Source organism: Mesorhizobium sp. WSM4887, assembly GCF_029625865.1.
GTDB lineage: Bacteria > Pseudomonadota > Alphaproteobacteria > Rhizobiales > Rhizobiaceae > Mesorhizobium.
The window spans coordinates 44,399-64,982 of the sequence record NZ_JARTVP010000008.1 but is presented as its reverse complement, the minus strand read 5'-3'; the positions used below and the strand labels follow the sequence as shown (position 1 = coordinate 64,982).

Sequence of the window (20,584 nt, the reverse complement as noted above, 5' to 3'; positions counted from 1 at the left end):
GGTCGGGGAGCATGTCGGCACCCTCTTAGCGCCCCGGCTACGGCTTGCCTATGGCGAAACTTCGTCGCGGTGGCCTATTGCCATCCCGCACCCGGGCGCGCTCATGCCCGCCAGTGCCGTCCGGCGGTCTGAACGCCGAACAGCGACGGGGTTCTGGCATAGGCGGCCAGCCCGAGAAGCGCCGCCAGCGGGTGGGTGATGACGTAGACCGGCATCGTGCGCATCAGCGCGCTGTGCGGCGCCTTGTCCTCGAATGCGGCGCGGAAATTGCCGGCTTTCAATGCCGGCACGATTTTTTGCGCGATGCCGCCGGTCAGGAACACGCCGCCACGACTCATGAACACCAGCGCGAGATCGCCCGCGGTGCGGCCGAGGCAGGTGACGAACAGTTCCAGCGCTTCCTGTGCCACCGGATCGGATTTGGCGAGCGCGGCCGCGGTAACTGCCGCCGGCGTCGTGAAAGGCGTCGGCTTTTCGTCGGCCCTGGCCACCGCGCGATAGACATTGACCAGACCGCGGCCGCACAGGATCTGCTCGCCGGAGATGCGACCTTCGAGCTTTTCGATATGCGGAAACACTTCGAAGTCGCGTGGCGTGCGCGGGCCGATATCCATATGCCCGCCCTCGCCCGGCACCGGTATCCAGCGGCGCAGCGCGTAGATCAGCCCCGCGACGCCGAGCCCCGTCCCCGGGCCGAGCACGACCCGGCCGGCATTCGGCTCCGGTGTCCCGCCGCCGATCTTTTCCATATGCTCTTCGCCCAGCGCCACCACCGCCAACGCCTGCGCCTCGAAATCGTTGAGCACGACGATCTCGCTCAAGCCCAGATTGGCAAACATCTGGTGCGGCTTGACCACCCAGGGGCAGTTGGTCAGCCGGATCTCGTCGCCGTCGACCGGCCCGGCCACCGCCAGCACCGCCGAATGCGGCTGGATCGACGAGCGGTCGAGCACCGCCGCCTGGATCGCCTCGTCGATGGTCTTGAAATTGGCCGTCTGGACGATTTGCGGCTCAGTCGCTTCCGAATTGGCGTCGAGCACGATCGAGAAACGCGCATTGGTGCCGCCGATATCACCGATCAGGACCGGAAACCGCAGCGCTGTATCGTCTTCGCCAACCATGCTTTTTGTCCCGTTCGTTCCCGCTCCGTCGCTGACTAGCGCATGGTCCTGCAAAGGGAAAGCGGCTTTGGTGCCTATCTCGAGCGTCGGGGCCGCCCCTCACCTGCCTGTCGGAATCCTCTCCCCGTCAGTGACGGGGAGAGGGGCACTGTCGCCAATGGTTTCGCCAATCGCCAGCTTCGCAAGAAGAAAGCCCGCATTGCGGCAGCCAGGCGGATGTGGGGCGCCGCCGGCCTCGACCATCTGGACGCCGTGGCGTGGCCTCAGTTCCCCGGCCTTGGCCGGGGCACTGGAATGCCGATTTTGGGCGTCGGCGCAAAGGAGCTCGCCGCCGCCGGCAGCGTCGCCGCATCGCTGGAGATCGTCTCCGCCGGCTCGGTCGCTTTCGATTTGGCCGCCGCCACCGCTGCCGCGCCGTCGCCCTGATAGGTGACCGCTTCCAGAGAAGGCGCGTCCGGCGCTGCAAGCACCGCCTGGCACTCCTTCGGCAAATTGGCCATGGTCATCAGATCGCGCGCTTTCGGCGCATCCGGGTTCTTGTTGGGCCGCCACGGCTCCTCGGTGAACCACCAGGCAAGCGGTTTGCCGCAGCCGTCATCGGCCGGCGTCGCCTCCTGCGCCTTGCAGCCAGGCGAGCCCGCCTGGCAGCCGATACGCATGTGGAAATGATAGTCATGGCCCCAGAACGGCCGGATCTTGCGCAGCCAGGAGCGATCGCCGGTGACCGTGTCGCAAAGTTTCTTCTTGATGCCCGGATTGACCAGGATGCGCTCGACCTCAGGGTAGCTCGCCGCACGCTTCAAAAGCCGCGTATGGGACGGCGTCCACAGCGCGTCCTTCACCAGATGCGTCTTCTCGTCGACCATCAGCGTCGCGCTCATGCTCTCGCGCTGCGCCATGGTCAGCGGCCGCCGCGGCATCGGCGTCAGCCAGATGTCGGCATCGAGGCCGATCTGGTGCGAGGCATGGCCGGTCGTCATCGGGCCGCCGCGCGGCTGCGAGACATCGCCGACCAGCAGCCCCGGCCAGCCATCCGCCTGGGCGTCTCGAGCGAGCTTCTCGATCAGCGCAATCATCGCCGGATGGCCCCAGCGGCGGTTTCGCGAGGGGCGCATCACCTCCCAGCTCGGCCCGTCCACCGGCAAGGCGACGCCGCCGGTGAAGCAGCCTCTTGAGTAAAAGCCGAACGATTGCGCGTGCGCCACCGCCGGCAGCTTCTTGGCGCCGAACAGGTCTTTTGCGCGCGGTTCGGCCGAGATCGCGGCCGCCGCCAGCCCGGCTAAGGTCACCAGGGCAAGCGCGGCGGTCAGGAACGGCTTCCTGTCGGGCAGCGGTCGCAACGTCATCAGGTCGGGTCCCCTCTCCAGTGGCGCGACGCAATCTCAGGCGGCATGCTAAAACATGTCTCCCGAAAGTGGGACCCGGTTTCGGGATAAAGACATGCATAAAATCAAAACTGGAGCGCATGGAGCGAAGCTGAAAGATTCGCGACGCAGTTCAGGCGCGAATCATATCACGCCATGCACGTCGCTTCGCTCACGAGCGTTTCATCGGACTGCGCGGCTGTCCGTCTCGCCAGTTGCCGTCGGCCCACATCCGCTCCAGCGCCACCCGGTAATTCGGCAAACGAAAGCTGTAGCCTGCCGCTTTGATCGCCGCGTTGGCGACGCGCTTGTTTTCGCCGTAGAAGGACCGCGCCATGGGCGAAAGTTGCGCGGTTTCGAAGGGGATTTCCGGCGGCGCCTCCACGCCCATCACCCCGGCGGCGTAGGCGACGACATCCTGCGGCGGCGCCGGCTCGTCGTCGGTGACATTGAAGATGCCGCCGCGATTGCTATCGGCCAGGTGCCACAGGGCGCCGGCGATGTCGTCGCAATGGATGCGGTTGAAGACCTGGCCGGGCTTGACCAGCCGCCTCGCGGTGCCGTCCTCGAGATTGGCCAGAGCGTTGCGGCCCGGGCCGTAAATACCGGAAAGCCGCAGGATCGCTACCGGCTTTCCGATTTCCCGCCCAAGAGCCAGCCATTCCTGTTCGGCCGCCACCCGCATTACCGAGCGCTTCGAAACCGGCCTGCACTCGGCGCTCTCGTCGACCCAGGCGCCGCCATGGTCGCCGTAGACGCCGACGGTGGAAAGATAGCCGATCCATTGGAGCGCCGGCATCTTGGCCCGGATCGCCTCGCCTGCCGCGTTGAGCACCGGATCGCCCGCTTCGTCCGGAGCGACCGAGACGATGAGATGTGTTGTGTGCCGAAGCGCATCGCTGATTTCCGCCGTCAACGAACCGTCGAAGCTTAACGGATTGATGCCTGCCTGCCGCAACACCTCGAATTTTTCCGGCGATCGCGTCGTCCCAAGGATCGGCGCGCCATCTTCATTGGCTCTCGCAAAAGCCTTGCCGGAATAGCCGGCGCCGAAAATGAAGAAGCGTCTCTCGCCCATCAATTAAATCCTCTTCTTCAATGGTCCTTTGCGGGAACCGGCAGCGCTGACAGCCATTCCTCGCGCACCGTTGCATCGCCTTCGGCCTGCAAGGCCGATGCGGCGAGCTCCGCAAAATCGCGCCGCTCCATCAGTCGCGATAGCGCCCATACTGCCGCACCCCGCACCAGCGGCGAGCCGTCGTCGATTAGGCCGCGCGCGACCGGCGTCAGCGAGGCATCGTCCGAATTGCCGGCGGCGATCAGCGCGTTGCGGATGAAACGGTCGCGGCCGATGCGCTTGATCGGCGAGCCCGAGAAAAAGGAGCGGAACGTCGCATCGTCGAGCAACAGCAGCTCCGACAGCCGCGGCTCGCGCAGATTTTCGCGAGCGGCAAGCTTGGCCTCGGCGGCGACGCTGGCGAATTTGTTCCACGGACACACGGCGAGGCAGTCGTCGCAGCCATAGATGCGGTTGCCGATCGCCTCGCGAAATTCGCGCGGGATCGGTCCCTTGTTCTCGATTGTGAGGTAGGAGATGCAACGCCGCGCATCGAGCCGGTAGGGCGCCGGGAAGGCATCGGTTGGGCAGATGTCGAGGCAGGCGCGGCAGGAGCCGCAATGGTCGATCTCGGCTTTGTCCGGCTCAAGCTCGGCCGTGGTGAAGATGGTGCCGAGGAACAGCCATGAGCCATGCTCGCGGCTCACCAGGTTGGTGTGCTTGCCCTGCCAGCCCAGCCCCGCGGCTTCGGCAAGCGGCTTTTCCATCACCGGCGCGGTGTCGACGAAGACCTTCACGTCGCCGCCGGCCCGCGCGACGATCTTGCCCGCGATTTCCTTCAGCCGACCTTTCATCACGTCGTGATAGTCGCGATTGTGCGCGTAGACCGAGATCGCGCCGCGATCGTGTTTGTCGAGGACATCGCGCGGATCCCGGTCCGGACCGTAGTTCATGGCGAGCACGATGATCGAACGCACTTCCGGCCACAGCGTCGAAGGCTCGGCGCGCCGCCCGATCGTCTCGGCGATCCAGTCCATCGAGCCGTGAAATCCCTCGGCGACAAACTCGGCCAGGCGCGCGGGAGCCAGCGGGATCGCGTCCGGCCGGGTGACGGCAACGGCGTCGAAGCCGGCGCGGCGCGCCTCCGCGTCGATCAGCGCGCGCAGCTTCGTCGTGTCAGAAATCGAGGTCCGCATAATGCGATACCGGCGACAGGCCGCGCACGCGATCGGTGAGCAGCGGCCGGAACGACGGCCGTGATTTCACGCGAGTATACCATTCGCGCGCCGCCGCGTGCTCGCGCCAGTCGATCTCGCCGAGATAGTCGAGCACGGAAAGCGTCGCGGCCGCGGCGAGGTCGGCATAGGTCACCTTGTTGCCGGCCAGCCAATGACGCGTGCCCGCCAGCCAGTTGGTGTATTTCATGTGCTGGCGGATGTTGGCGCGCGCGGCGCGGATTGCGCCCGAATCGGGTGAGCCGCCGCCCGCCGTCTCCGGCATCACCGGCTTCAGCACCCGCTCGCGCACCAGATGGCGGGTGACCTCGCTTTCGGCCTTGCTGAGATACCAGTCGGTCAGTCGCCGGATTTCGGCGCGCTGCATCGGGTCCTCGGCAAACAGCCGCCTGTCGCGCTTCAGCACCCCGCGTGTCTCGTCAAGATATTCGGCAATGACCATGGCGCCGACGATTGGCACATCGCCTTCGGCCAGCAGGATCGGCAGCGTGCCGGCCGGATTGAGCGCCAGAAACTCCTTGCGCCGGGTCCAGGGTTTCTCCTCGATCAAAGCCAGCTCCTCGCCATACTCGCCGAAGGCGAGGCGGACGAACCGGCAGGTGGCGAACATCGGGTGGTGAAAAAGCGTCAGCATGGTTCCGCGATGATAGGGCGCACTGGCAAATTGGTGTGAGCGCCGGTAAGTCTTGGCGGCCCGATTCCAGGGACTGTCATGTGTTGCGACCTATAGGGGCACTTCCGCGCCATGACAAGCAAGCCCTTCCCCTTAGCCGTCACTCGAAGCAGAGGTTGCCATGGAAAGCCAGACCATCGTCGAAGCACTGCTGCTTGGGCTGATCGAGGGCCTGACCGAATTCATCCCGGTCTCGTCGACCGGTCACATCCTGCTCGCCGGCCATTTCCTCGGCTTCCATTCGACCGGCAAGGCCTTTGAGATCCTGATCCAGCTCGGCGCGATTCTTGCGATCTTGAGCGTCTATTTCCGCCGCCTCTGGAAGATGCTGCTCGAACTGCCGCATGACCGGCTGACAAGGCATTTCGCCATCGGCATCCTCATCGCCTTCCTGCCGGCGGCGGTCATCGGCGCGCTGGCGCATGACTTTATCAAGACCTTCCTGTTCGAATCGCCGCGCCTGATCTGCATCATGCTGGTCATCGGCGGCGTGGTGCTGCTCGCCGTCGACCGCATGAACCTGAAGCCCGTCTACCGCGATGTCGAGCGCTTCCCGACCAGGCTTTATCTGCAGATCGGCCTGTTCCAGTGTCTGTCGCTGATACCCGGCACCTCGCGCTCCGGCTCGACCATCGTCGGCGCGCTGCTCTTGGGCGTCGACAAGCGCGCGGCGGCGGAGTTTTCCTTCTTCCTCGCCATGCCGACCATGGTCGGCGCCTTCGCCTTCGATCTGTTCAAGAACCGCAACGTGCTGACCTCGGCCGACCTGCCGATCATCGCCGTCGGCTTCATCGCCGCCTTCGTCACCGCGCTTTTCGTGGTGCGCTTCCTGCTCGATTACGTCTCGCGCAAGGGCTATTCGCTGTTCGGCTGGTGGCGGCTGGTGGTTGGCGGGCTCGGACTGGCGGCGCTGATGATCTGGGGGTGAGCTTATCGTTGGGAGGGTAAGCCCCTCAATTCCGCCCGTAAAATGCATTCTCGACATGCACTGGCCAGCGCCAGGGCATCACCGCCACCATGTCGAAGCGCACCGACAGCCGGCCATAGTCCGGCTGGCGCGACAGCCAGAGGTCGGCGGCACCCTCGATGCGCCGTTCCGAGGCGTGGGCGATCGCTTCCATCGCCTCCATCAGCGTGCGCCGCGCCTTGACCTCGACGAACAGCACCAGGTCGCCGCGCCTGGCGATCAGGTCGATCTCGCCGAGCTTTGTGCGATGGCGGCGCGCAAGGATGCGATAGCCCTTCAGCATCAGCGCCAACGCCGCCAGCCATTCGCCGCGATGGCCGCGCCGATAGGCTTTTCGCCGATGACCGACGGTGCGCTCAGCCACCGCCGTCCGCCTTCAGCTCTATCAGCCGGCGATAGAGCGCCTGTTTCTGGCCGCCGGTCATCTTCGCCGCTTCCGCCGCCGCCTTGGAGGCCGGCATTTCGGCGGCTAAAGACAACAGCAGCCGGTCGATGTCGGCCGGCTGGTCCTCGGCCGCCTCCGGCGGGCCGACGCAGACCACGATTTCGCCCTTGGGCGTCTCGGCCGCCGCGTGGTGATCGGCGAGCTCTCCGAGCGTTCCCGTTCGCATCTCCTCGAACGCCTTGGTGAGCTCGCGGCCAATCGCCGCTTTGCGCGCTCCGCCAAGCGCTTGCGCCATCGCAGCAAGCGTCTCGGCCAGCCGGCGCGGCGATTCATAGAAGATGAGCGTCGCCGGCACCTGCCTGAAGCTTTCGAGCTTGGTGAGCCTCTGGCCCGCCTTGGCCGGCAAGAAGCCGGCGAACAGAAAGGTGTCGGAAGGCAGGCCGGAAGCGGTCAGCGCGGCAAGCGCCGCCGACGGTCCGGGCACCGGAATAACGCGGATGCCGCGCTCCAGCGCCTCGCCGACCAGCCGGTAGCCGGGATCGGAAACCAGCGGCGTGCCGGCATCCGAGATCAGCGCCACGCTTTGTCCGGCAGCGAGCGACTCGATCAGCTTCGGCCCGGCCTCGGCTGCATTGTGCTCGTGATAGGCCGTGGTGCGCCGGCGAATGCCGTAGCGTTCGAGCAGCACGCGCGAGACGCGGGTGTCCTCGCAGGCAACGATGTCGGCGCCGGCCAGCGTCTCCAGCGCACGCAGCGTGACATCGGCGAGATTGCCAATCGGCGTCGCCACCAGATAGAGCGCCGGCTCCAGCGGCCGCGCCGCAATTTCGGTCTGCCCGATTACATAGCTGCGTTTGTCGCCGGTCAATTGAGGCCCTCCCCACGCGCCACTGTTTGCCACGGCTGATCTGCGGTTGCAAAACGTGATGGCGATGCAAGGGAATCGCCATGCCTTTGCCACGATGCGGAACCAAACCGCATAAGGCGGATTTTACCCCTGATTCCCGAGGAGGAGGACAGGATGGACAGCCTGATCATTCAAGACGCTTTCACGCCCTATTATTCGGGCTGCAAGCGCTTTGCCGGATCGGAGAAGGTTGCCGGTTCGGAGGATCGGGAACCCTCCGCCAGGACAAAGGACAAGGAAGCGATGAAGCCGCTTCCAAGCCCCGCGGTTCAAGACGCCTCGACCGAAACCGAAAGCACGACGGAGCACTGACCGGACGATGCCCAATCGCTTCGACATTTTCATCACACGACTCGAAAGCAAGACCGCCCGCGAGGGCATTCCTTCCCATCCGATCGCCGCCCAGCACGGGAACCGCCGCGACAAGACCGATCTGAAGCAGGGCCGTTCCGGCGACGCGCATGCGGAAAAGGATCGCGGGAAGCAGCGCCAGAAGCACGACGCCTAGAGCTGCTGCGACCCTTCGCGATCTCTCGCCTCGTTATCCCAGGCGGAGCGAGGAGCGAAGCGCCGTGCTTGGCCGTTCAACCACGCCATTCAGCCCAGATATTTAGTGACCTTGGCCTCCAGAAGTCGCACCAGCTCCGGGTCCATGAAGGCGTAATTGTCCGGAATGTCGAGGGAGATCACTCTGGCGGCCTTCAGGCTCGACCGGAACTTCTTTTGCAGCTTGGCCCGATGGGCCTTCTCCATGACGAAGCTGATGTCGGCCCACGCGACGAGCTCCTGCGTGAGCGGGTTGTCCGCGTCGTGATTGGTGCCGGCCGATTCGACCTCGAGGTCGCGGCGCCTGGAAAACACCTACTCGGCGGTGGGGCTGCGCAGGCGGTTCTGGCTGCAGACGAAGAGAACCTTTTTCACCGCGCGAGGTCTGCCACCACCGCATCGAGCACGATCATGCCGGCGGTCGTGGCGCGGAGGCGGGCGTTGCCGACCGGCGCCACCAGCCCCTCTTCCTGCAGCACCGACAATCGGTCGCTCGCCAGACTACGCCCGGCAAGCGTCTCGTAGCGCTGGAGGTCGATGCCTTCGGCCAGCCGCAGCCCCATCAATAGGAACTCGTCGGCTTCTTCGGCGCGCGTCAGCACCTCGCCGCCGGTGACGCCATGGCCCCTGGCTTCGACCAGGTTGGCCCAGGTCTCAGGCATCTTTTCCGCGACCGTCACGGTGCGGCGGCCGTTCTCGACGAAGCGGCCATGCGCGCCGGGTCCGACGCCGACATATTCGCCGTAGCGCCAATAAGTCAGGTTGTGCCGGCTTTCCGCGCCCGGCCGCGCGTGGTTGGAGATTTCGTAGGCCGGAAGCCCGTGCGCCGCGGTCACCTCCTGCGTCAGCGCGTAGAGGTCGGCGGCATGGTCGTTGTCGGGCAGGACGAATTTTCGCGCTGAGTGGAGTGCATGGAACGGCGTGCCCTCCTCGATCGTGAGCTGATAGAGCGACAGGTGGTCGGCGGCGTGCCCGATCGCTTCCTCAAGCTCTAAAGCCCAAGCCTCCGGCGTCTGGCCGGGCCGCGCATAGATCAGGTCGAAGGAGAGCCGCGGAAAGATTTCCCGCGCCAGCCCGATGGCGTGCAGCGCCTCCTCGACATTGTGCAGCCGGCCGAGGAAGCGCACGTCCTTGTCGTTCAGCGCCTGCACGCCGAGCGAGACACGGTTGACGCCGGCCGCCCGATAACCGCGGAAGCGCTCCGCCTCGACCGAGGACGGGTTGGCCTCCAGCGTCACCTCGATCCCGGCAGGCACCGTCCAGTTCTTCGCTACGGCTTCCAGAACCGCTGACACCGTTTCCGGCTTCATCAGCGACGGCGTGCCGCCGCCGAGGAAGATGCTGGTCACCTCGCGCGGCCCGGTGCGGGCGCGCATCGTCTTGAGCTCCGTCTCGAAGGCCCGCGCAAAACGCTCCTGGTCGACCGGCTGGTGGCGAACGTGGCTGTTGAAGTCGCAGTAAGGGCATTTGGCCGCGCAGAACGGCCAATGGATATAGACGCCGAAGCCGGGGCTGCGGTCGAGCGGCATGGTCTGGCCTGTTCCGATCATTTTGACCTGAGCCGCGCCAGATCCAGCCGCGCCAAATCCAAGCGGGCCTGGGCAAACTTCTGGAAGGCGCGGGCGCGGTGCGACAGGGCTGTTGCCTGGCCGGGCTTCCAGCCATGCTTTTGCTCGGCGCTCATCTCGCCAAAAGTCTTGGCGAAGCCGTTGGGCAGGAACACTGGATCGTAGCCGAAGCCGAGCGTGCCGCGCGGCGGCCAGACCAGCGTGCCTTCGGCCTCGCCGCGGTAATATTCGGCCTCGCCATCGGGAAAGGCGAGGCAGATGACGGCGACAAAACGGCCGGTGCGCTGCGCCGGCTCGGTCGCGCCGACCTCCTGCAGCGCCACTTCGGTGCGCTGCATGGCCATGCCGAAATCGCGTGTGCCGTCCGCCGTCTCGGCCCAGTTGGCGGTGTAGACGCCGGGCGCCCCGTCGAGCGCATCGACGCAGAGCCCCGAATCGTCCGACAGCGCCGGCAGGCCGGTGGCCTTGGCCGCGGCATAGGCCTTGATATAGGCATTCTCCTCGAAGGTCGTGCCGGTCTCGTCCGGTTCCGGCAGGCCGTACTCCTTGGCCGACTTCGCCTCGAAGCCGAACGGGGCCATCAAGTCGGCGAATTCGCGCAGCTTGCCTTCATTGTGGCTGGCGACGACGATCTTTTGTTCGTTCAAAGAATGCATCAGAGACCCCAGATCCTTGGTTCGGCGAACTCGATCGAATTGCCCGAAGGGTCGCGGATATAGATCGAATGTCCGCCTTGCGGCCATTCGAAATCACTTTCGATGGCGATGTTCTTGGCCGCCAGATGCTTGCGCCATTCGGCGATCTCGGCCGCAGTCGCGGTGAAGCAAAGATGCCCTTCGCCGACGGTGCCGTGCGGCGGCACCTTCAGCTTGGCGTCGGGCGCCGGCGGAATTTTCGTCGCCTCGGCATTGAAGATGAGCAGCACGCCGTTGCCGCAGCGGAAGAAGACGTGGCGACCTTCGACCTTGCCCAGCGGATCCAGGCCGAGGATGTCGCGGTAGAAGGCTTCGGCAGCGGTTAGATCTGTGACGTAGAGCGCTGATTCCAGAATCGCGGAGGGAGTCACGAAGCACCCCCCTCTGCCCTGCCGGGCATCTCCCCCTCAAGGGAGGAGATTGGCAGCTCCACCGACAGTGTCTCGACGGCGAAGATTGGCGAAGGCCGAGGTGAGGTCCGATCTCCCCCCTTGAGGGGGAGATGGCCGGCAGGCCAGAGGGGGGTGCCTAGGCTCGGCATTCGAAAACCTACGCCACCGCCATCTGCTGCAGGCTCACCAGCCGCGAAATACCCTTCTTGGCCAGCCCCATCAGCGCCGAGAACTGCTCTTCGGAGAAGGGCTCGCCTTCCGCCGTGCCCTGGATCTCGACGATGCCGCCCTTGCCGGTCATGACGAAATTGGCGTCGGTGCCGGCCGAGGAATCCTCGAGATAATCGAGATCGATGACCGGCTGTCCGTCATGGATGCCGCAGGAGATCGCCGCGACATGGTCCTTGAGCACCTTGGAAACGCTGGCCATCTGGCGCGCTTCCATCCAGCGCAGGCAATCGTATAGCGCCACCCAGCCGCCGGTGATCGAGGCGGTGCGGGTGCCGCCGTCGGCCTGGATGACGTCGCAATCGACGGTGATCTGCTGTTCGCCTAGCGCCTGCAGGTCGACAACGGCGCGCAACGAACGACCGATCAGCCGCTGGATCTCGAGCGTGCGGCCGCCCTGCTTGCCGGCGGAGGCCTCGCGGCGCATGCGCTCGCCCGTCGAGCGCGGCAGCATGCCGTATTCGGCCGTAACCCAGCCCTTGCCGGAATTGCGCATCCAGGCCGGCACCTTTTCCTCTAGGCTCGCCGTGCACAGCACATGCGTGTCGCCGAACTTCACCAGGCACGAGCCTTCGGCATGCTTGGAGACGCCGCGCTCGAAGGAGATGGCGCGCATTTCGTCGGGCTGGCGTTTGGAGGGGCGCATTCGGCCTTCTTTCCTATGGTTTTGGATTCGTCGGCGGCTTGTAGACGCATGCGGCGGATGGCGCAAAGGAAAAGGGCGCCAAGGAAACGGGGCGCCAAGAAAACGGCGCAAGCGAAAATGCCCCCGGGTTGCGCCAGGGAGGCTTAAGTCTATATCTTTCGATAGGAGGTTTTTTCGCTGGAATGAACAAGGCAGTCGATCCCACATCGCAGCCGCCCGTGCTTCAGTCGCTCGACATGCGCTCGCGCGACATCTTCCGGCGGATTGTCGATTCCTATCTGCGCGACGGCGAGCCGGTCGGGTCGCGCAGCCTGTCGCGCATCCTGCCGTCGTCGCTGTCGCCGGCCACCATCCGCAACGTGATGAGCGACCTCGAGCATCTGGGGCTGATCTACGCGCCGCACATCTCGGCCGGCCGCCTGCCTACCCAGACCGGCCTGCGCTTCTTCGTCGATGCCTTCATGGAGCTGGGCGATCTGTCGGACGACGAGCGTCGCGTCATCGAGGCGCAGGTGCGTGCCTCGGGCTCGGGCGCCACGCTGGAGCATATGCTGACCGAGGCCAGCCAGATGCTCTCCGGCATGTCGCGCGGCGCCGGCCTGGTGCTCGCCGCCAAGAACGAGGTGGCTCTGAAGCACATCGAGTTCATCCAGTTGGAACCCACCAAGGCGCTCGCCGTCCTGGTGTCGCAGAGCGGCGATGTCGAGAACCGCGTTGTCGACCTGCCGGCCGGTATCACCGTCTCGCAGCTGCACGAGGCCTCGAACTTCCTCAACGCCCATATCCGCGGCCGCACGCTGGCCGAGGCCCGGGTCGAGATCGCGCGCATCAAGGACGAGACCAGGGCGGCTCTCGACACGCTGTCGCAGGAACTGGTCGAGAAGGGCCTCGCGGTCTGGGCCGGTGCCGAAAGCGGCCTGCCGGCGCGGCTCATCGTGCGCGGCCGCGCCAATCTTCTGGAAAACGTCACCGCCCAGGCCGATCTCGAATTGCTGCGCCATCTGTTCGAGGATCTGGAAACGCAGGACGGACTGCTGCAGCTCCTCGACCTCGCCGAGGAAGGTCCGGGCGTGCGCATCTTCATCGGCTCGGAGAACAAGTTGTTTTCGCTGTCCGGTTCGTCGCTCGTGGTCGCGCCCTATCGCGACAAGGATGCGCGCGTCGTCGGCGCGCTCGGCGTCATCGGCCCGACGCGATTGAACTATGCCCGCATCGTCCCGATGGTCGACTATACGGCCCAGTTGATTTCGCGCATGCTGAGATAGGCAAGCGGGAAACGTCGCAAGGAGGGTGGAAATGGCGCTGGAATCGTTCAAGGCCCAGATCAGCCTGCTGCTCGAGGAGATGGTGAACCAACCGGAAGACGATCACGAGATCCAGGAGCTACTGCGCGAGAAGCTCAGGGAAATGCGCGCCATGGGCCTGCCGCTGCCGGCCGATCTGGTCGCGCTGGAAAAGCAGCTCGACGACGATCTGGATATCGAAGAGAGCTGAACTGCCGGCGCTTTCCGTCAAAATCCGCATGCCCGGCTTCTCTTTTGGAAAGCCTGCCCGATATTCGCTGTCTGGTTGCTGATGCACGTTGGCGAATAACGGAGAACAGCATGATACGGATTGCCGGCCTTGCCGCCCTCGCTTTGTTCCTGGCCTCCGGCGCCGTCGCGCAGCAGGCCGATCAGCCCTTGCTCACCGGCAAAAACGCCTTCGGTGACTGGAGGGCCGACCGGCCCGGCGTGCGGCGCCTCATCAGGCCCGACGATCTCCCGAAGCCGAATGTCGCCGAATCCGCCTCGAACGGCGGCGGTGTCACCGATCGCCCCGAGGATGCCACGCCAGCCCTTCCACCCGGCTTTTCGGCCGAACTGGTGGCTTCGGGCATCAGCAGCCCGCGTGTCGTGCGCACGGCGCCGAACGGCGATCTCTTCGTCGCCGACAGCAGGGCGAGCCAGGTCCGCGTCTATCGACTGGCCGAAGGCAGCGCCAAGCCCGCCGAGAAGTCGGTCTTTGCCAAAGGCCTGACCCGGCCCTACGGCATCGCCTTCTATCCGCCGGGCGACAAGCCGCAATGGGTCTATGTCGCCAACAGCAACAGCGTCGTCCGCTTTGCCTATCGCGACGGCGACCTCAAAGCTTCCGGCGAGCCCGAAACGATCGTCTCGGACATCCCGTCGAGCCATCACTGGACGCGCGACATCGCTTTTTCGCCCGACGGCAAAACGCTCTATCTCTCGGTCGGCTCGGGCTCGAATACCGCGGAGGGCATGGGAGCGAGGCCGAAGGGCGGCGTCGAAGAATGGGCGAGATCGGCACCGCTCGGCGCTACCTGGGGCGCGGAGGAAGGCCGAGCGGATGTGCTCGCTTTCGATCCTGACGGCAAGAACCGCAGGATGGTCGCCACCGGCCTGCGCAACTGCTCGGGCATGACGGTGCAGCCGGCTACGGGCGCGCTCTGGTGCGTCGTCAACGAACGCGACGAGCTAGGCGACAACGTGCCTTTCGAATATGCGACCGCCGTCAAGGAGGGAGCCTTCTATGGCTGGCCCTGGTACTATATCGGCGACAACGAAGATCCGCGCCACAAAGGCGCGCGGCCCGATCTCGCCGGCAAGGTCACGGTGCCGGACGTGCTGATCCAGGCACATTCGGCGCCGCTCAACATCGCCTTTTACGAGGGCGGCAACTTCCCGGCCGACTACAAGGGCGACGCCTTCGTCACCCTGCACGGCTCGTGGAACCGCAATGTCCGCACCGGCTACAAGGTGGTGCGGCTGAAGTTCAAGGACGGCAAGCCGACCGGCGAATATGAGGATTTCGCCACCGGCTTCGTCATTGCCGACGATGCGGTCTGGGGCCGGCCGGTCGGTGTCGCGGTGGCGAACGATGGTTCGCTGATCCTGACCGAGGACGGCAACGGCACGATATGGCGCGTCACCTACGGCGACGGCCGGTCCTGAAGCGGCGCTGGTGCAACCGAATCCGGCCGCAAGGCAATTAACGCCGCCCCGGCACCGTGGTAAGAGGCTGCCGCTCTGGATCCCGATCCCGGGATAGCGCTGGGTTGAAACCATGACACTGACAGGATTTCTCGCCTACAGCGCCGCCCTCGGCGTCGCCGCCGCCATTCCGGGTCCCGGCGTGACGGCGCTTGTTGCCCGCGCGCTCGGCTCCGGCTTCCGTCCGTCGCTCGCTATGTCGTTCGGTCTCATGCTCGGCGACATTACCTACCTCACCGCCGTCGTGCTCGGCCTCGCCTTCGTCGCCCAGACCTTCGGCATGGTGTTTCTCGCCATCAAATGGGCGGGCGTCGCTTATCTCGCCTTCCTTGCCTGGCGCTTCTGGACCAGCGGCATCTCGCCCGAGACGGTCGAGGCGCGCAAGGGCAGAAGCGGCCTGGCGTCGAGCTTCATCGCCGGGCTGACGGTGACGCTCGGCAACCCGAAGACGATGATCTTCTATCTCGCCATCACGCCGACCATCGTCGACCTGAAGACGATCACGCCGGCCGACTACGGCATCCTTGTCGCGCTGACCGTTGTCGTCCTGTTCGTGGTGCTGGTCCCCTATCTGGCGCTGGCTGCCAAGGCGCGCTGGTTCCTGAGATCGCCGCGCGCGCTCAAGGTGCTGAACCGCACCGCCGCCAGCTTCATGATGGGAGCGGCAGCCGCCATCGCGGCCCGTCAATAGGCCGCATTCTCAACCGGCCCCCGTTTCCGGGAAAGCATCCCTGAAACGGGCCGATCCGGAAAATGCATTTCCGGCGCGGGGAGGTTTTCAGCAGCCGCCCCACTCGGATATTTTCGGCGGGCAGCCTATCTTGCGCGGCTGAAAGCCTTATTCTGTTTGCCTATGCCTTTGCCTTGGGAGCGAAACCAATGAACAAGCCCGTCACCTCCGCGCGTGTCCCCGGCCGCGGCCGCATCTTCAACTCGATCACCGAGACGATTGGGGACACGCCGCTGGTGCGGCTGGATAAGTTCGCCAAGGAGAAGGGCATCGTCGCCAACGTGCTGGCCAAGCTCGAATTCTTCAACCCGATCGCCTCGGTCAAGGACCGCATCGGTGTCTCGATGATCGAGGCGCTGGAGGAGGCCGGCAAGATCGCGCCGGGCAAGACCACGCTGATCGAGCCGACCTCCGGCAACACCGGCATCGCGCTGGCCTTCGCCGCCGCCGCCAAGGGTTACAAGCTGATCCTCACCATGCCGGAGACAATGTCGGTCGAACGTCGCAAGATGCTGGCGCTGCTCGGTGCCGAATTGGTGCTCACCGAAGGCCCGAAAGGCATGAAGGGCGCCATCGCCAAGGCCGACGAGCTTGCCGCGACGCTGCCCAACGCCATCATCCCGCAGCAGTTCGAGAACCCGGCCAATCCGGAAATCCACCGCCGCACCACGGCGGAGGAGGTCTGGAACGACACCAATGGCGAGGTCGACATCTTCGTGGCCGGCATCGGCACCGGCGGCACCATCACCGGCGTCGGCCAGGTGCTGAAGAAGCGCAAGCCTTCGCTGCATGTGGTGGCAGTCGAGCCGGAAGCCTCGCCGGTGCTCTCCGGCGGCCAGCCCGGCCCGCACAAGATTCAAGGCATCGGCGCCGGCTTCGCGCCCAAGATCCTCGACACGACGATCTATGATGAGATCGTCAGGGTCTCGAACGAGGATTCGGTCGCCAATGCGCGCCTCGTCGCCCGCCTCGAAGGCGTGCCGGTCGGCATATCGTCGGGTGCCGCGCTGCAGGCGGCGATCGTCGTCGGCTCGCGGCCGGAAAACAAGGACAAGAACCTCGTCGTCGTCATTCCGTCCTTCGCCGAGCGCTATCTCTCGACGATCCTGTTCGACGGGCTGGGGGCCTAGGCGCTCATCCCTCGAGGAATGGCTTCAGCCCCTCACGGTCGTAGTCCCAGGGCGAAGCAGGAGCGAAACTCCGTCGCGTCGATCCTGGGATCCACGCCGTGACCGTGGCCAGGAAATGCCACGGTCCAGAATGGATACCACCTGTCTTATCCGAGATTAACGGAGCCGCTGTTCCTCCGCAGAAAGACCTGCAAAGCTTGTGACGTGGGGACGTCACGGGATTGATCCTCGGGTTTGCGCGCGTCGCTTCGCTCCTTGCTCCGCCCGTGGATGACGAAGTCGGGAGCGCCACTCCTAGCTTGCAGACAAGCGGCACTCCCGGGATGATGCAAGCTGGATCGCTCAAAAAGCGTCTGTGGCAAGCGGAGCCCGGCTTGAGGAAGGCGCCGCTTCCGGTTCAAATCGCCGCCGGCCTCGAATCGGCCGGCGGGAGGATTTTATGTACAAGCTTTACACGCGTCCCGGCAGCGGCGGATTCGTCGTCGAGGCGGCCTTGGCTATGGCCGGCGCGCCTTTCCGGCAGATCGACGTGCCGAAGAAGGATCCGCCCGATCCGGCTTTCCTCGCCATCAGCCCGTTGAACCAGGTGCCGGCGCTGACGTTGCCCGACGGCCGGTCGATGACGGAATCGGCGGCGATCTGCATCCTGCTCGCCGAGCGTCATCCAGAAGCGCATCTGGCGCCGCAAGCGGGCTCGCCGGCCCGCGCCGATTTCCTGCGCTGGATGGCCTTCATGTCGTCGGCGCTCTATCCCGCGATCCTGAGGCTCTATTACCCCTACCGCTACACGGCCGACGCCGATAGCGTGCAGGTGGTCAAGGAGGCGGCTATCGCGGAAATGGATCGCGGCTTTGCCATTCTCGATAGCGCGCTCGCCGGCCGTGAGTGGCTGGCCGGTGAGGAACTTTCGCTGGTCGACATCTATCTCGTGATGCTGGTGGCCTGGCATCCCGACACCAAGAGCGCTCGCGTAGCCTGGCCGAACATCGAACGGCTGTGGGGCAAGTTGCGCCAGCATGCGATCATGCGGAAACTGAACCTTTCTCATGAGATGTGGCCGCAGGACTAGTTGCTGGAACCGCCGTCTCGCCTCAGTTGCGGACCAGCTTCCCCCGCTCGGCCTGCAGGAAATGGCGCAAGGCCGGATCGCGCTCGAGGCCGATCGCCCGGTCGTAAGCCTCGGCGGCCTCGGCCGTCCTGCCGAGCCTGGCTAAGAGCTCGGCCCGCGCCGCCCAATAGGGCTGGTATTCGGCAAGCCGCTTATCGCCGCCGATCTCGTCGAGCGCGGCAAGACCCTCGGCTGCGCCCTCGGCTTCGGCGATCGCGACAGCGCGGTTGATCGCCACCACCGGCGAGCCGGCAATCGCCATCAGCGCGTCGTAAAGCTGGCGGATCGCGGTCCAGTCGGTGCGGCCGCTCCGCCGCCTTGCCGTGTGCGCCGACTGGACCGCAGCCTCCAATTGGTAGCGGCCGATGGTTCCCCTGATCGCGGCGCGCCTGAGCAGCGCTTCCGCCTCGTCGATCAGCTTGTCGTCCCAAAGCGCCACGTCCTGCTCAGCCAGCGGCACGAAGTCGCCGTCGGGACTGCGCCGCGCCGTGCGCCGCGCGTCGGCGAAAAGCATCAGCGCCAGGAGCCCGAGCGTTTCCGGCTCATCCGGGATCAGCGACGCGACCAGCCGGCCGAGCCAGATGCCTTCCGTAGCCAGGTTGCGTCGGCGCGTCTCGGTGCCGGCCGGATCCGACCAGCCCTCGGCGAATGTGGCGTAAATCGCTTCCAGCACCGCATCGAGCCGCTCGCCGAGCTCGGCCCGCTCCGGTACCCGGAAGGGGATGGCGGCCTCGCGGATGCGGCTCTTGGCGCGCACCAGGCGCTGGCCCATCGTCGTCGGCGAGACCAGAAAGGCCGAGGCGATGGTTGCGGCGTCGAAGCCAAGCACGGTCTGCAGGATCAGCGGCGCGCGTACGCTGGCCTCGATCGCCGGATGTGCGCAGGCAAACATCAGCCTCAGCCGCTCGTCGGGCAAATCCTCGTGCGTCATGCGCGCCTCCGCCTCTTCGGCAATCAGCTGCAGGTGGCCGCGGGCCGCCTCGCCGGTCAGCCGCCGCCGCACGGCGTCGACGTCGCGGCGGCGCGCCACCGCCAGCAGCCAGGCCTCCGGCTTTTCGGGCACGCCGCTCTTCGGCCAGCGCTCCAGTGCGGCGGCGAACGCGTCGGCCAGCGCGTCCTCGGCGCCGGCAACGTCGCGCATGCGAGCAGCGAGATAGGCAACCAGCTTGCCGTAGCTCTGCCGGGCGGCCGCCTCGGCCGCCGCCCGCGCCGTCTCCGGGCGCTTGTCCATATTGCTAGGACCGGTAGTCGGTCATTTCCCAGATCGGCCGCACCTCGACCGTGCCGGTGCTGGCTGCCGGGCAGCGCGCGCCCCATTCCATAGCGGTGTCGATGTCGGTCGCTTCGATCATGTAGAAGCCGGCAAGCTGTTCCTTTGTGTCGGCATAGGGACCGTCGAGCACATTGGTCTTGCCGTCGGCGAGCCGTATCGAAGTGGCCGCCTGGGTCGGACGCAGCCTTTCGCCGGCGAGGTACGCGCCGGACTTCTTCAAGGCTTCGGTATAGGCACCGTAGGCGGCAAGCGTCTGTTCGGTCTTGTCGCGCGGCGCATTCGCCATTGCCGCTTCGTCATTGTAGATCAAAAGCATGTATCGCATGGTCTTCTCCGTTTTCTCGAAGGCCGCGTCGTCGCGGGCCGACCTATGTCGTGCGGCCACGGCCGATTTCGACAGGCGCCGCGAAAATCTTTCGCCTCCAAAGCAATCGAGCGCAAGCCGGCGCTTTCGCCACCCCTCGATCGTTCGTCTAATGGCTGCAATTGCGGGTTGGCATTTGGCGTCTCCTGTCTAAACTCCCAGCTTCGCGCCGGCAGAGGCGGCGCGGCGCGACCATCAGGAGGAGGAAACAAAATGCTCGATTTCAGGACGAAATTTGTTGCCGCCGGCGCTTTGGCATTGTCGCTCGGCCTCGGCGCCATGTCGGCCGGGGCACAGGAATTCATCACCGTGCTGACCGGCGGCACGTCGGGCGTCTACTATCCCCTCGGCGTCGCGCTGTCGGAAATCTACGGCAAGGGCATCGAAGGCGCCCGCACCCAGGTGCAGGCAACCAAGGCATCGGTCGAGAACCTCAACCTGCTGCAGCAGGGCAAGGGCGAGATCGCCTTCGCGCTCGGCGATTCCGTCAAGCTCGCCGCCGAAGGCAACACCGAAGCCGGCTTCCCCGGCAAGCTCGACAAGCTGCGCGGCATCGCCGCCATCTATCCGAACTATATTCAGATCGTCGCCAGCAAGGAGTCCGGCATCAAGACCCTCGCCGACCTCAAGGGCAAGAGCCTGTCGGTCGGCGCGCCCGCCTCCGGCACCGAGCTCAACGCCCGCGCCATCTTCGCCGCCGCCGGGCTGAAGTATGAGGATCTTGGACGGGTCGAGTACCTGCCATTCGCCGAGTCGGTCGAGTTGATCAAGAACCGGCAGCTCGACGCCACGCTGCAATCGGCGGGCCTGGGCGTCGCCTCGATCCGCGATCTCGCAACTTCGGTGCCGATCAACGTCGTCGCCGTGCCGGCCGAGGACGTCGCCAAGATCGGCTCGCCCTATCTTTCGGTGATCATTCCCAAGGGCACCTATGAGGGCCAGACCGAGGATGTCGCCACCGCCGCGGTCGGCAATTTCCTTGTCACCCGGGCCGATGTTTCCGACGAGACCGCCTATCAGATGACCAAGCTGATGTTCGAGCATCTCGACCAGCTCGCCGCCGCCCATGCCGCCGCCAAGGCGATCGATCCGGCCAAGGCGCTGGACGGCATGCCGGTGCCGCTGCATCCCGGCGCGGAGAAATATTACAAGGAAAAAGGGCTGATCAAGTAAGCGAGGATGGCGCGGCAGTCTGCTATGGA

Annotated in this window: 24 protein-coding genes; 10 read left to right on the top strand and 14 right to left on the bottom strand. The window is 65.5% G+C overall.

Going from position 1 to position 20,584, the window contains the following annotated elements:
• Window positions 1–101: 101 nt before the first annotated feature.
• From P9230_RS24000 to P9230_RS23980, 5 genes are all read right to left on the bottom strand, one after another.
• Window positions 102–1,121 (bottom strand): glucokinase, encoded by a 1,020-nt coding sequence (locus tag P9230_RS24000; protein ID WP_127247411.1) that lies wholly within the window; start codon window positions 1,119–1,121, stop codon window positions 102–104.
• Window positions 1,122–1,384: 263 nt separating this feature from the next.
• A complete protein-coding gene (gene mepA, locus P9230_RS23995) occupies window positions 1,385–2,467 on the bottom strand; it encodes a penicillin-insensitive murein endopeptidase (RefSeq protein WP_067323472.1) in 1,083 nt (360 codons plus the stop codon).
• Between the two features lie 190 nt (window positions 2,468–2,657).
• Window positions 2,658–3,563 (bottom strand): SDR family oxidoreductase, encoded by a 906-nt coding sequence (locus tag P9230_RS23990; RefSeq protein ID WP_278120906.1) that lies wholly within the window; start codon window positions 3,561–3,563, stop codon window positions 2,658–2,660.
• 17 nt (window positions 3,564–3,580) lie between these two features.
• Window positions 3,581–4,738: a tRNA epoxyqueuosine(34) reductase QueG gene (gene queG / locus P9230_RS23985; RefSeq protein ID WP_095799535.1), complete on the bottom strand. Its 1,158-nt coding sequence runs from the start codon at window positions 4,736–4,738 to the stop codon at window positions 3,581–3,583.
• A complete protein-coding gene (locus P9230_RS23980; protein ID WP_067003220.1) occupies window positions 4,719–5,411 on the bottom strand; it encodes a glutathione S-transferase family protein in 693 nt (230 codons plus the stop codon). The genes queG and P9230_RS23980 overlap by 20 nt, the downstream gene beginning before the upstream one ends.
• A gap of 160 nt (window positions 5,412–5,571) precedes the next feature.
• Between P9230_RS23980 and P9230_RS23975 the strand changes: the two genes are divergently transcribed.
• Window positions 5,572–6,378: an undecaprenyl-diphosphate phosphatase gene (locus tag P9230_RS23975; protein ID WP_095825085.1), complete on the top strand. Its 807-nt coding sequence runs from the start codon at window positions 5,572–5,574 to the stop codon at window positions 6,376–6,378.
• Between the two features lie 25 nt (window positions 6,379–6,403).
• On the opposite strand, the gene P9230_RS23970 is transcribed toward P9230_RS23975, so the two are convergent.
• Together P9230_RS23970 and rsmI are read right to left on the bottom strand one after the other, a co-directional pair.
• Complete coding sequence (locus P9230_RS23970; protein ID WP_127241505.1) at window positions 6,404–6,781, bottom strand: YraN family protein; 378 nt, start codon at window positions 6,779–6,781, stop codon at window positions 6,404–6,406.
• Window positions 6,774–7,670, bottom strand: coding sequence for a 16S rRNA (cytidine(1402)-2'-O)-methyltransferase (gene rsmI / locus P9230_RS23965; RefSeq protein ID WP_127247415.1), 897 nt, complete (start codon window positions 7,668–7,670; stop codon window positions 6,774–6,776). Before rsmI ends, P9230_RS23970 begins: the two co-directional genes overlap by 8 nt.
• A 153-nt stretch (window positions 7,671–7,823) precedes the next feature.
• On the opposite strand from rsmI, the gene P9230_RS23960 reads away from it, so the two are divergent.
• Together P9230_RS23960 and P9230_RS23955 are read left to right on the top strand one after the other, a co-directional pair.
• Window positions 7,824–8,021 (top strand): hypothetical protein, encoded by a 198-nt coding sequence (locus tag P9230_RS23960; RefSeq protein ID WP_067003211.1) that lies wholly within the window; start codon window positions 7,824–7,826, stop codon window positions 8,019–8,021.
• Window positions 8,022–8,028: 7 nt separating this feature from the next.
• Window positions 8,029–8,217 carry a hypothetical protein gene (locus P9230_RS23955; protein ID WP_067003209.1) on the top strand — a complete coding sequence of 63 codons (189 nt, stop codon included), beginning with the start codon at window positions 8,029–8,031 and terminating at the stop codon, window positions 8,215–8,217.
• 89 nt (window positions 8,218–8,306) lie between these two features.
• On the opposite strand, the gene P9230_RS23950 is transcribed toward P9230_RS23955, so the two are convergent.
• The 5 genes from P9230_RS23950 to rph form a co-directional block, all read right to left on the bottom strand.
• Window positions 8,307–8,570, bottom strand: coding sequence for a protein tyrosine phosphatase (locus tag P9230_RS23950; protein WP_278086013.1), 264 nt, complete (start codon window positions 8,568–8,570; stop codon window positions 8,307–8,309).
• Between the two features lie 56 nt (window positions 8,571–8,626).
• Window positions 8,627–9,805: a radical SAM family heme chaperone HemW gene (gene hemW, locus P9230_RS23945; protein WP_127323762.1), complete on the bottom strand. Its 1,179-nt coding sequence runs from the start codon at window positions 9,803–9,805 to the stop codon at window positions 8,627–8,629.
• Window positions 9,802–10,479 (bottom strand): RdgB/HAM1 family non-canonical purine NTP pyrophosphatase, encoded by a 678-nt coding sequence (gene rdgB, locus P9230_RS23940; RefSeq protein WP_127215921.1) that lies wholly within the window; start codon window positions 10,477–10,479, stop codon window positions 9,802–9,804. The genes hemW and rdgB overlap by 4 nt, the downstream gene beginning before the upstream one ends.
• Window positions 10,479–10,889 carry a VOC family protein gene (locus P9230_RS23935; protein ID WP_095827352.1) on the bottom strand — a complete coding sequence of 137 codons (411 nt, stop codon included), beginning with the start codon at window positions 10,887–10,889 and terminating at the stop codon, window positions 10,479–10,481. The genes rdgB and P9230_RS23935 overlap by 1 nt, the downstream gene beginning before the upstream one ends.
• Before the next feature lie 178 nt (window positions 10,890–11,067).
• A complete protein-coding gene (gene rph, locus P9230_RS23930) occupies window positions 11,068–11,784 on the bottom strand; it encodes a ribonuclease PH (protein WP_067003199.1) in 717 nt (238 codons plus the stop codon).
• 182 nt (window positions 11,785–11,966) lie between these two features.
• Here rph and hrcA point away from each other — a divergent pair, with 182 nt between their 5' ends.
• From hrcA to P9230_RS23900, 6 genes are all read left to right on the top strand, one after another.
• Window positions 11,967–13,049 carry a heat-inducible transcriptional repressor HrcA gene (hrcA, locus tag P9230_RS23925; RefSeq protein ID WP_127215919.1) on the top strand — a complete coding sequence of 361 codons (1,083 nt, stop codon included), beginning with the start codon at window positions 11,967–11,969 and terminating at the stop codon, window positions 13,047–13,049.
• 31 nt (window positions 13,050–13,080) lie between these two features.
• Window positions 13,081–13,278 (top strand): hypothetical protein, encoded by a 198-nt coding sequence (locus P9230_RS23920; RefSeq protein WP_067003314.1) that lies wholly within the window; start codon window positions 13,081–13,083, stop codon window positions 13,276–13,278.
• Window positions 13,279–13,388: 110 nt separating this feature from the next.
• Complete coding sequence (locus tag P9230_RS23915) at window positions 13,389–14,738, top strand: sorbosone dehydrogenase family protein (RefSeq protein ID WP_278120905.1); 1,350 nt, start codon at window positions 13,389–13,391, stop codon at window positions 14,736–14,738.
• A gap of 112 nt (window positions 14,739–14,850) precedes the next feature.
• Window positions 14,851–15,468: a LysE family translocator gene (locus P9230_RS23910; RefSeq protein WP_095825076.1), complete on the top strand. Its 618-nt coding sequence runs from the start codon at window positions 14,851–14,853 to the stop codon at window positions 15,466–15,468.
• Window positions 15,469–15,656: 188 nt separating this feature from the next.
• Window positions 15,657–16,637: a cysteine synthase A gene (gene cysK, locus P9230_RS23905; RefSeq protein WP_095825075.1), complete on the top strand. Its 981-nt coding sequence runs from the start codon at window positions 15,657–15,659 to the stop codon at window positions 16,635–16,637.
• A 439-nt stretch (window positions 16,638–17,076) separates the two neighbouring features.
• On the top strand, window positions 17,077–17,706 hold the full coding sequence (locus P9230_RS23900) for a glutathione S-transferase family protein (protein ID WP_067323451.1): 630 nt from the start codon (window positions 17,077–17,079) through the stop codon (window positions 17,704–17,706).
• A gap of 22 nt (window positions 17,707–17,728) precedes the next feature.
• Here the strand turns inward: P9230_RS23900 and P9230_RS23895 are convergent, their stop codons facing one another.
• The gene (locus tag P9230_RS23895; protein WP_067323449.1) at window positions 17,729–18,976 is read right to left on the bottom strand and encodes a DUF6596 domain-containing protein; all 1,248 of its coding nucleotides are present in this window, start codon (window positions 18,974–18,976) and stop codon (window positions 17,729–17,731) included.
• A 4-nt stretch (window positions 18,977–18,980) separates the two neighbouring features.
• Window positions 18,981–19,343: a YciI family protein gene (locus P9230_RS23890; protein WP_067003312.1), complete on the bottom strand. Its 363-nt coding sequence runs from the start codon at window positions 19,341–19,343 to the stop codon at window positions 18,981–18,983.
• A gap of 252 nt (window positions 19,344–19,595) precedes the next feature.
• Here P9230_RS23890 and P9230_RS23885 point away from each other — a divergent pair, with 252 nt between their 5' ends.
• Entirely contained in the window at window positions 19,596–20,555 is a 960-nt protein-coding gene (locus tag P9230_RS23885; RefSeq protein WP_067003186.1) for a TAXI family TRAP transporter solute-binding subunit, read from the top strand.
• Window positions 20,556–20,584: the final 29 nt, after the last annotated feature.

Coding starts and splice junctions, on each gene's coding strand:
- P9230_RS24000 (WP_127247411.1), bottom strand. CDS start 1,121: ATGGTTGGCGAAGACGATACAGCGCTGCGGTTTCCGGTCCTGATCGGT.
- mepA (WP_067323472.1), bottom strand. CDS start 2,467: ATGACGTTGCGACCGCTGCCCGACAGGAAGCCGTTCCTGACCGCCGCG.
- P9230_RS23990 (WP_278120906.1), bottom strand. CDS start 3,563: ATGGGCGAGAGACGCTTCTTCATTTTCGGCGCCGGCTATTCCGGCAAG.
- queG (WP_095799535.1), bottom strand. CDS start 4,738: ATGCGGACCTCGATTTCTGACACGACGAAGCTGCGCGCGCTGATCGAC.
- P9230_RS23980 (WP_067003220.1), bottom strand. CDS start 5,411: ATGCTGACGCTTTTTCACCACCCGATGTTCGCCACCTGCCGGTTCGTC.
- P9230_RS23975 (WP_095825085.1), top strand. CDS start 5,572: ATGGAAAGCCAGACCATCGTCGAAGCACTGCTGCTTGGGCTGATCGAG.
- P9230_RS23960 (WP_067003211.1), top strand. CDS start 7,824: ATGGACAGCCTGATCATTCAAGACGCTTTCACGCCCTATTATTCGGGC.
- P9230_RS23955 (WP_067003209.1), top strand. CDS start 8,029: ATGCCCAATCGCTTCGACATTTTCATCACACGACTCGAAAGCAAGACC.
- hemW (WP_127323762.1), bottom strand. CDS start 9,805: ATGATCGGAACAGGCCAGACCATGCCGCTCGACCGCAGCCCCGGCTTC.
- rdgB (WP_127215921.1), bottom strand. CDS start 10,479: ATGCATTCTTTGAACGAACAAAAGATCGTCGTCGCCAGCCACAATGAA.
- rph (WP_067003199.1), bottom strand. CDS start 11,784: ATGCGCCCCTCCAAACGCCAGCCCGACGAAATGCGCGCCATCTCCTTC.
- hrcA (WP_127215919.1), top strand. CDS start 11,967: ATGAACAAGGCAGTCGATCCCACATCGCAGCCGCCCGTGCTTCAGTCG.
- P9230_RS23920 (WP_067003314.1), top strand. CDS start 13,081: ATGGCGCTGGAATCGTTCAAGGCCCAGATCAGCCTGCTGCTCGAGGAG.
- P9230_RS23915 (WP_278120905.1), top strand. CDS start 13,389: ATGATACGGATTGCCGGCCTTGCCGCCCTCGCTTTGTTCCTGGCCTCC.
- P9230_RS23910 (WP_095825076.1), top strand. CDS start 14,851: ATGACACTGACAGGATTTCTCGCCTACAGCGCCGCCCTCGGCGTCGCC.
- cysK (WP_095825075.1), top strand. CDS start 15,657: ATGAACAAGCCCGTCACCTCCGCGCGTGTCCCCGGCCGCGGCCGCATC.
- P9230_RS23900 (WP_067323451.1), top strand. CDS start 17,077: ATGTACAAGCTTTACACGCGTCCCGGCAGCGGCGGATTCGTCGTCGAG.
- P9230_RS23895 (WP_067323449.1), bottom strand. CDS start 18,976: ATGGACAAGCGCCCGGAGACGGCGCGGGCGGCGGCCGAGGCGGCCGCC.
- P9230_RS23890 (WP_067003312.1), bottom strand. CDS start 19,343: ATGCGATACATGCTTTTGATCTACAATGACGAAGCGGCAATGGCGAAT.
- P9230_RS23885 (WP_067003186.1), top strand. CDS start 19,596: ATGCTCGATTTCAGGACGAAATTTGTTGCCGCCGGCGCTTTGGCATTG.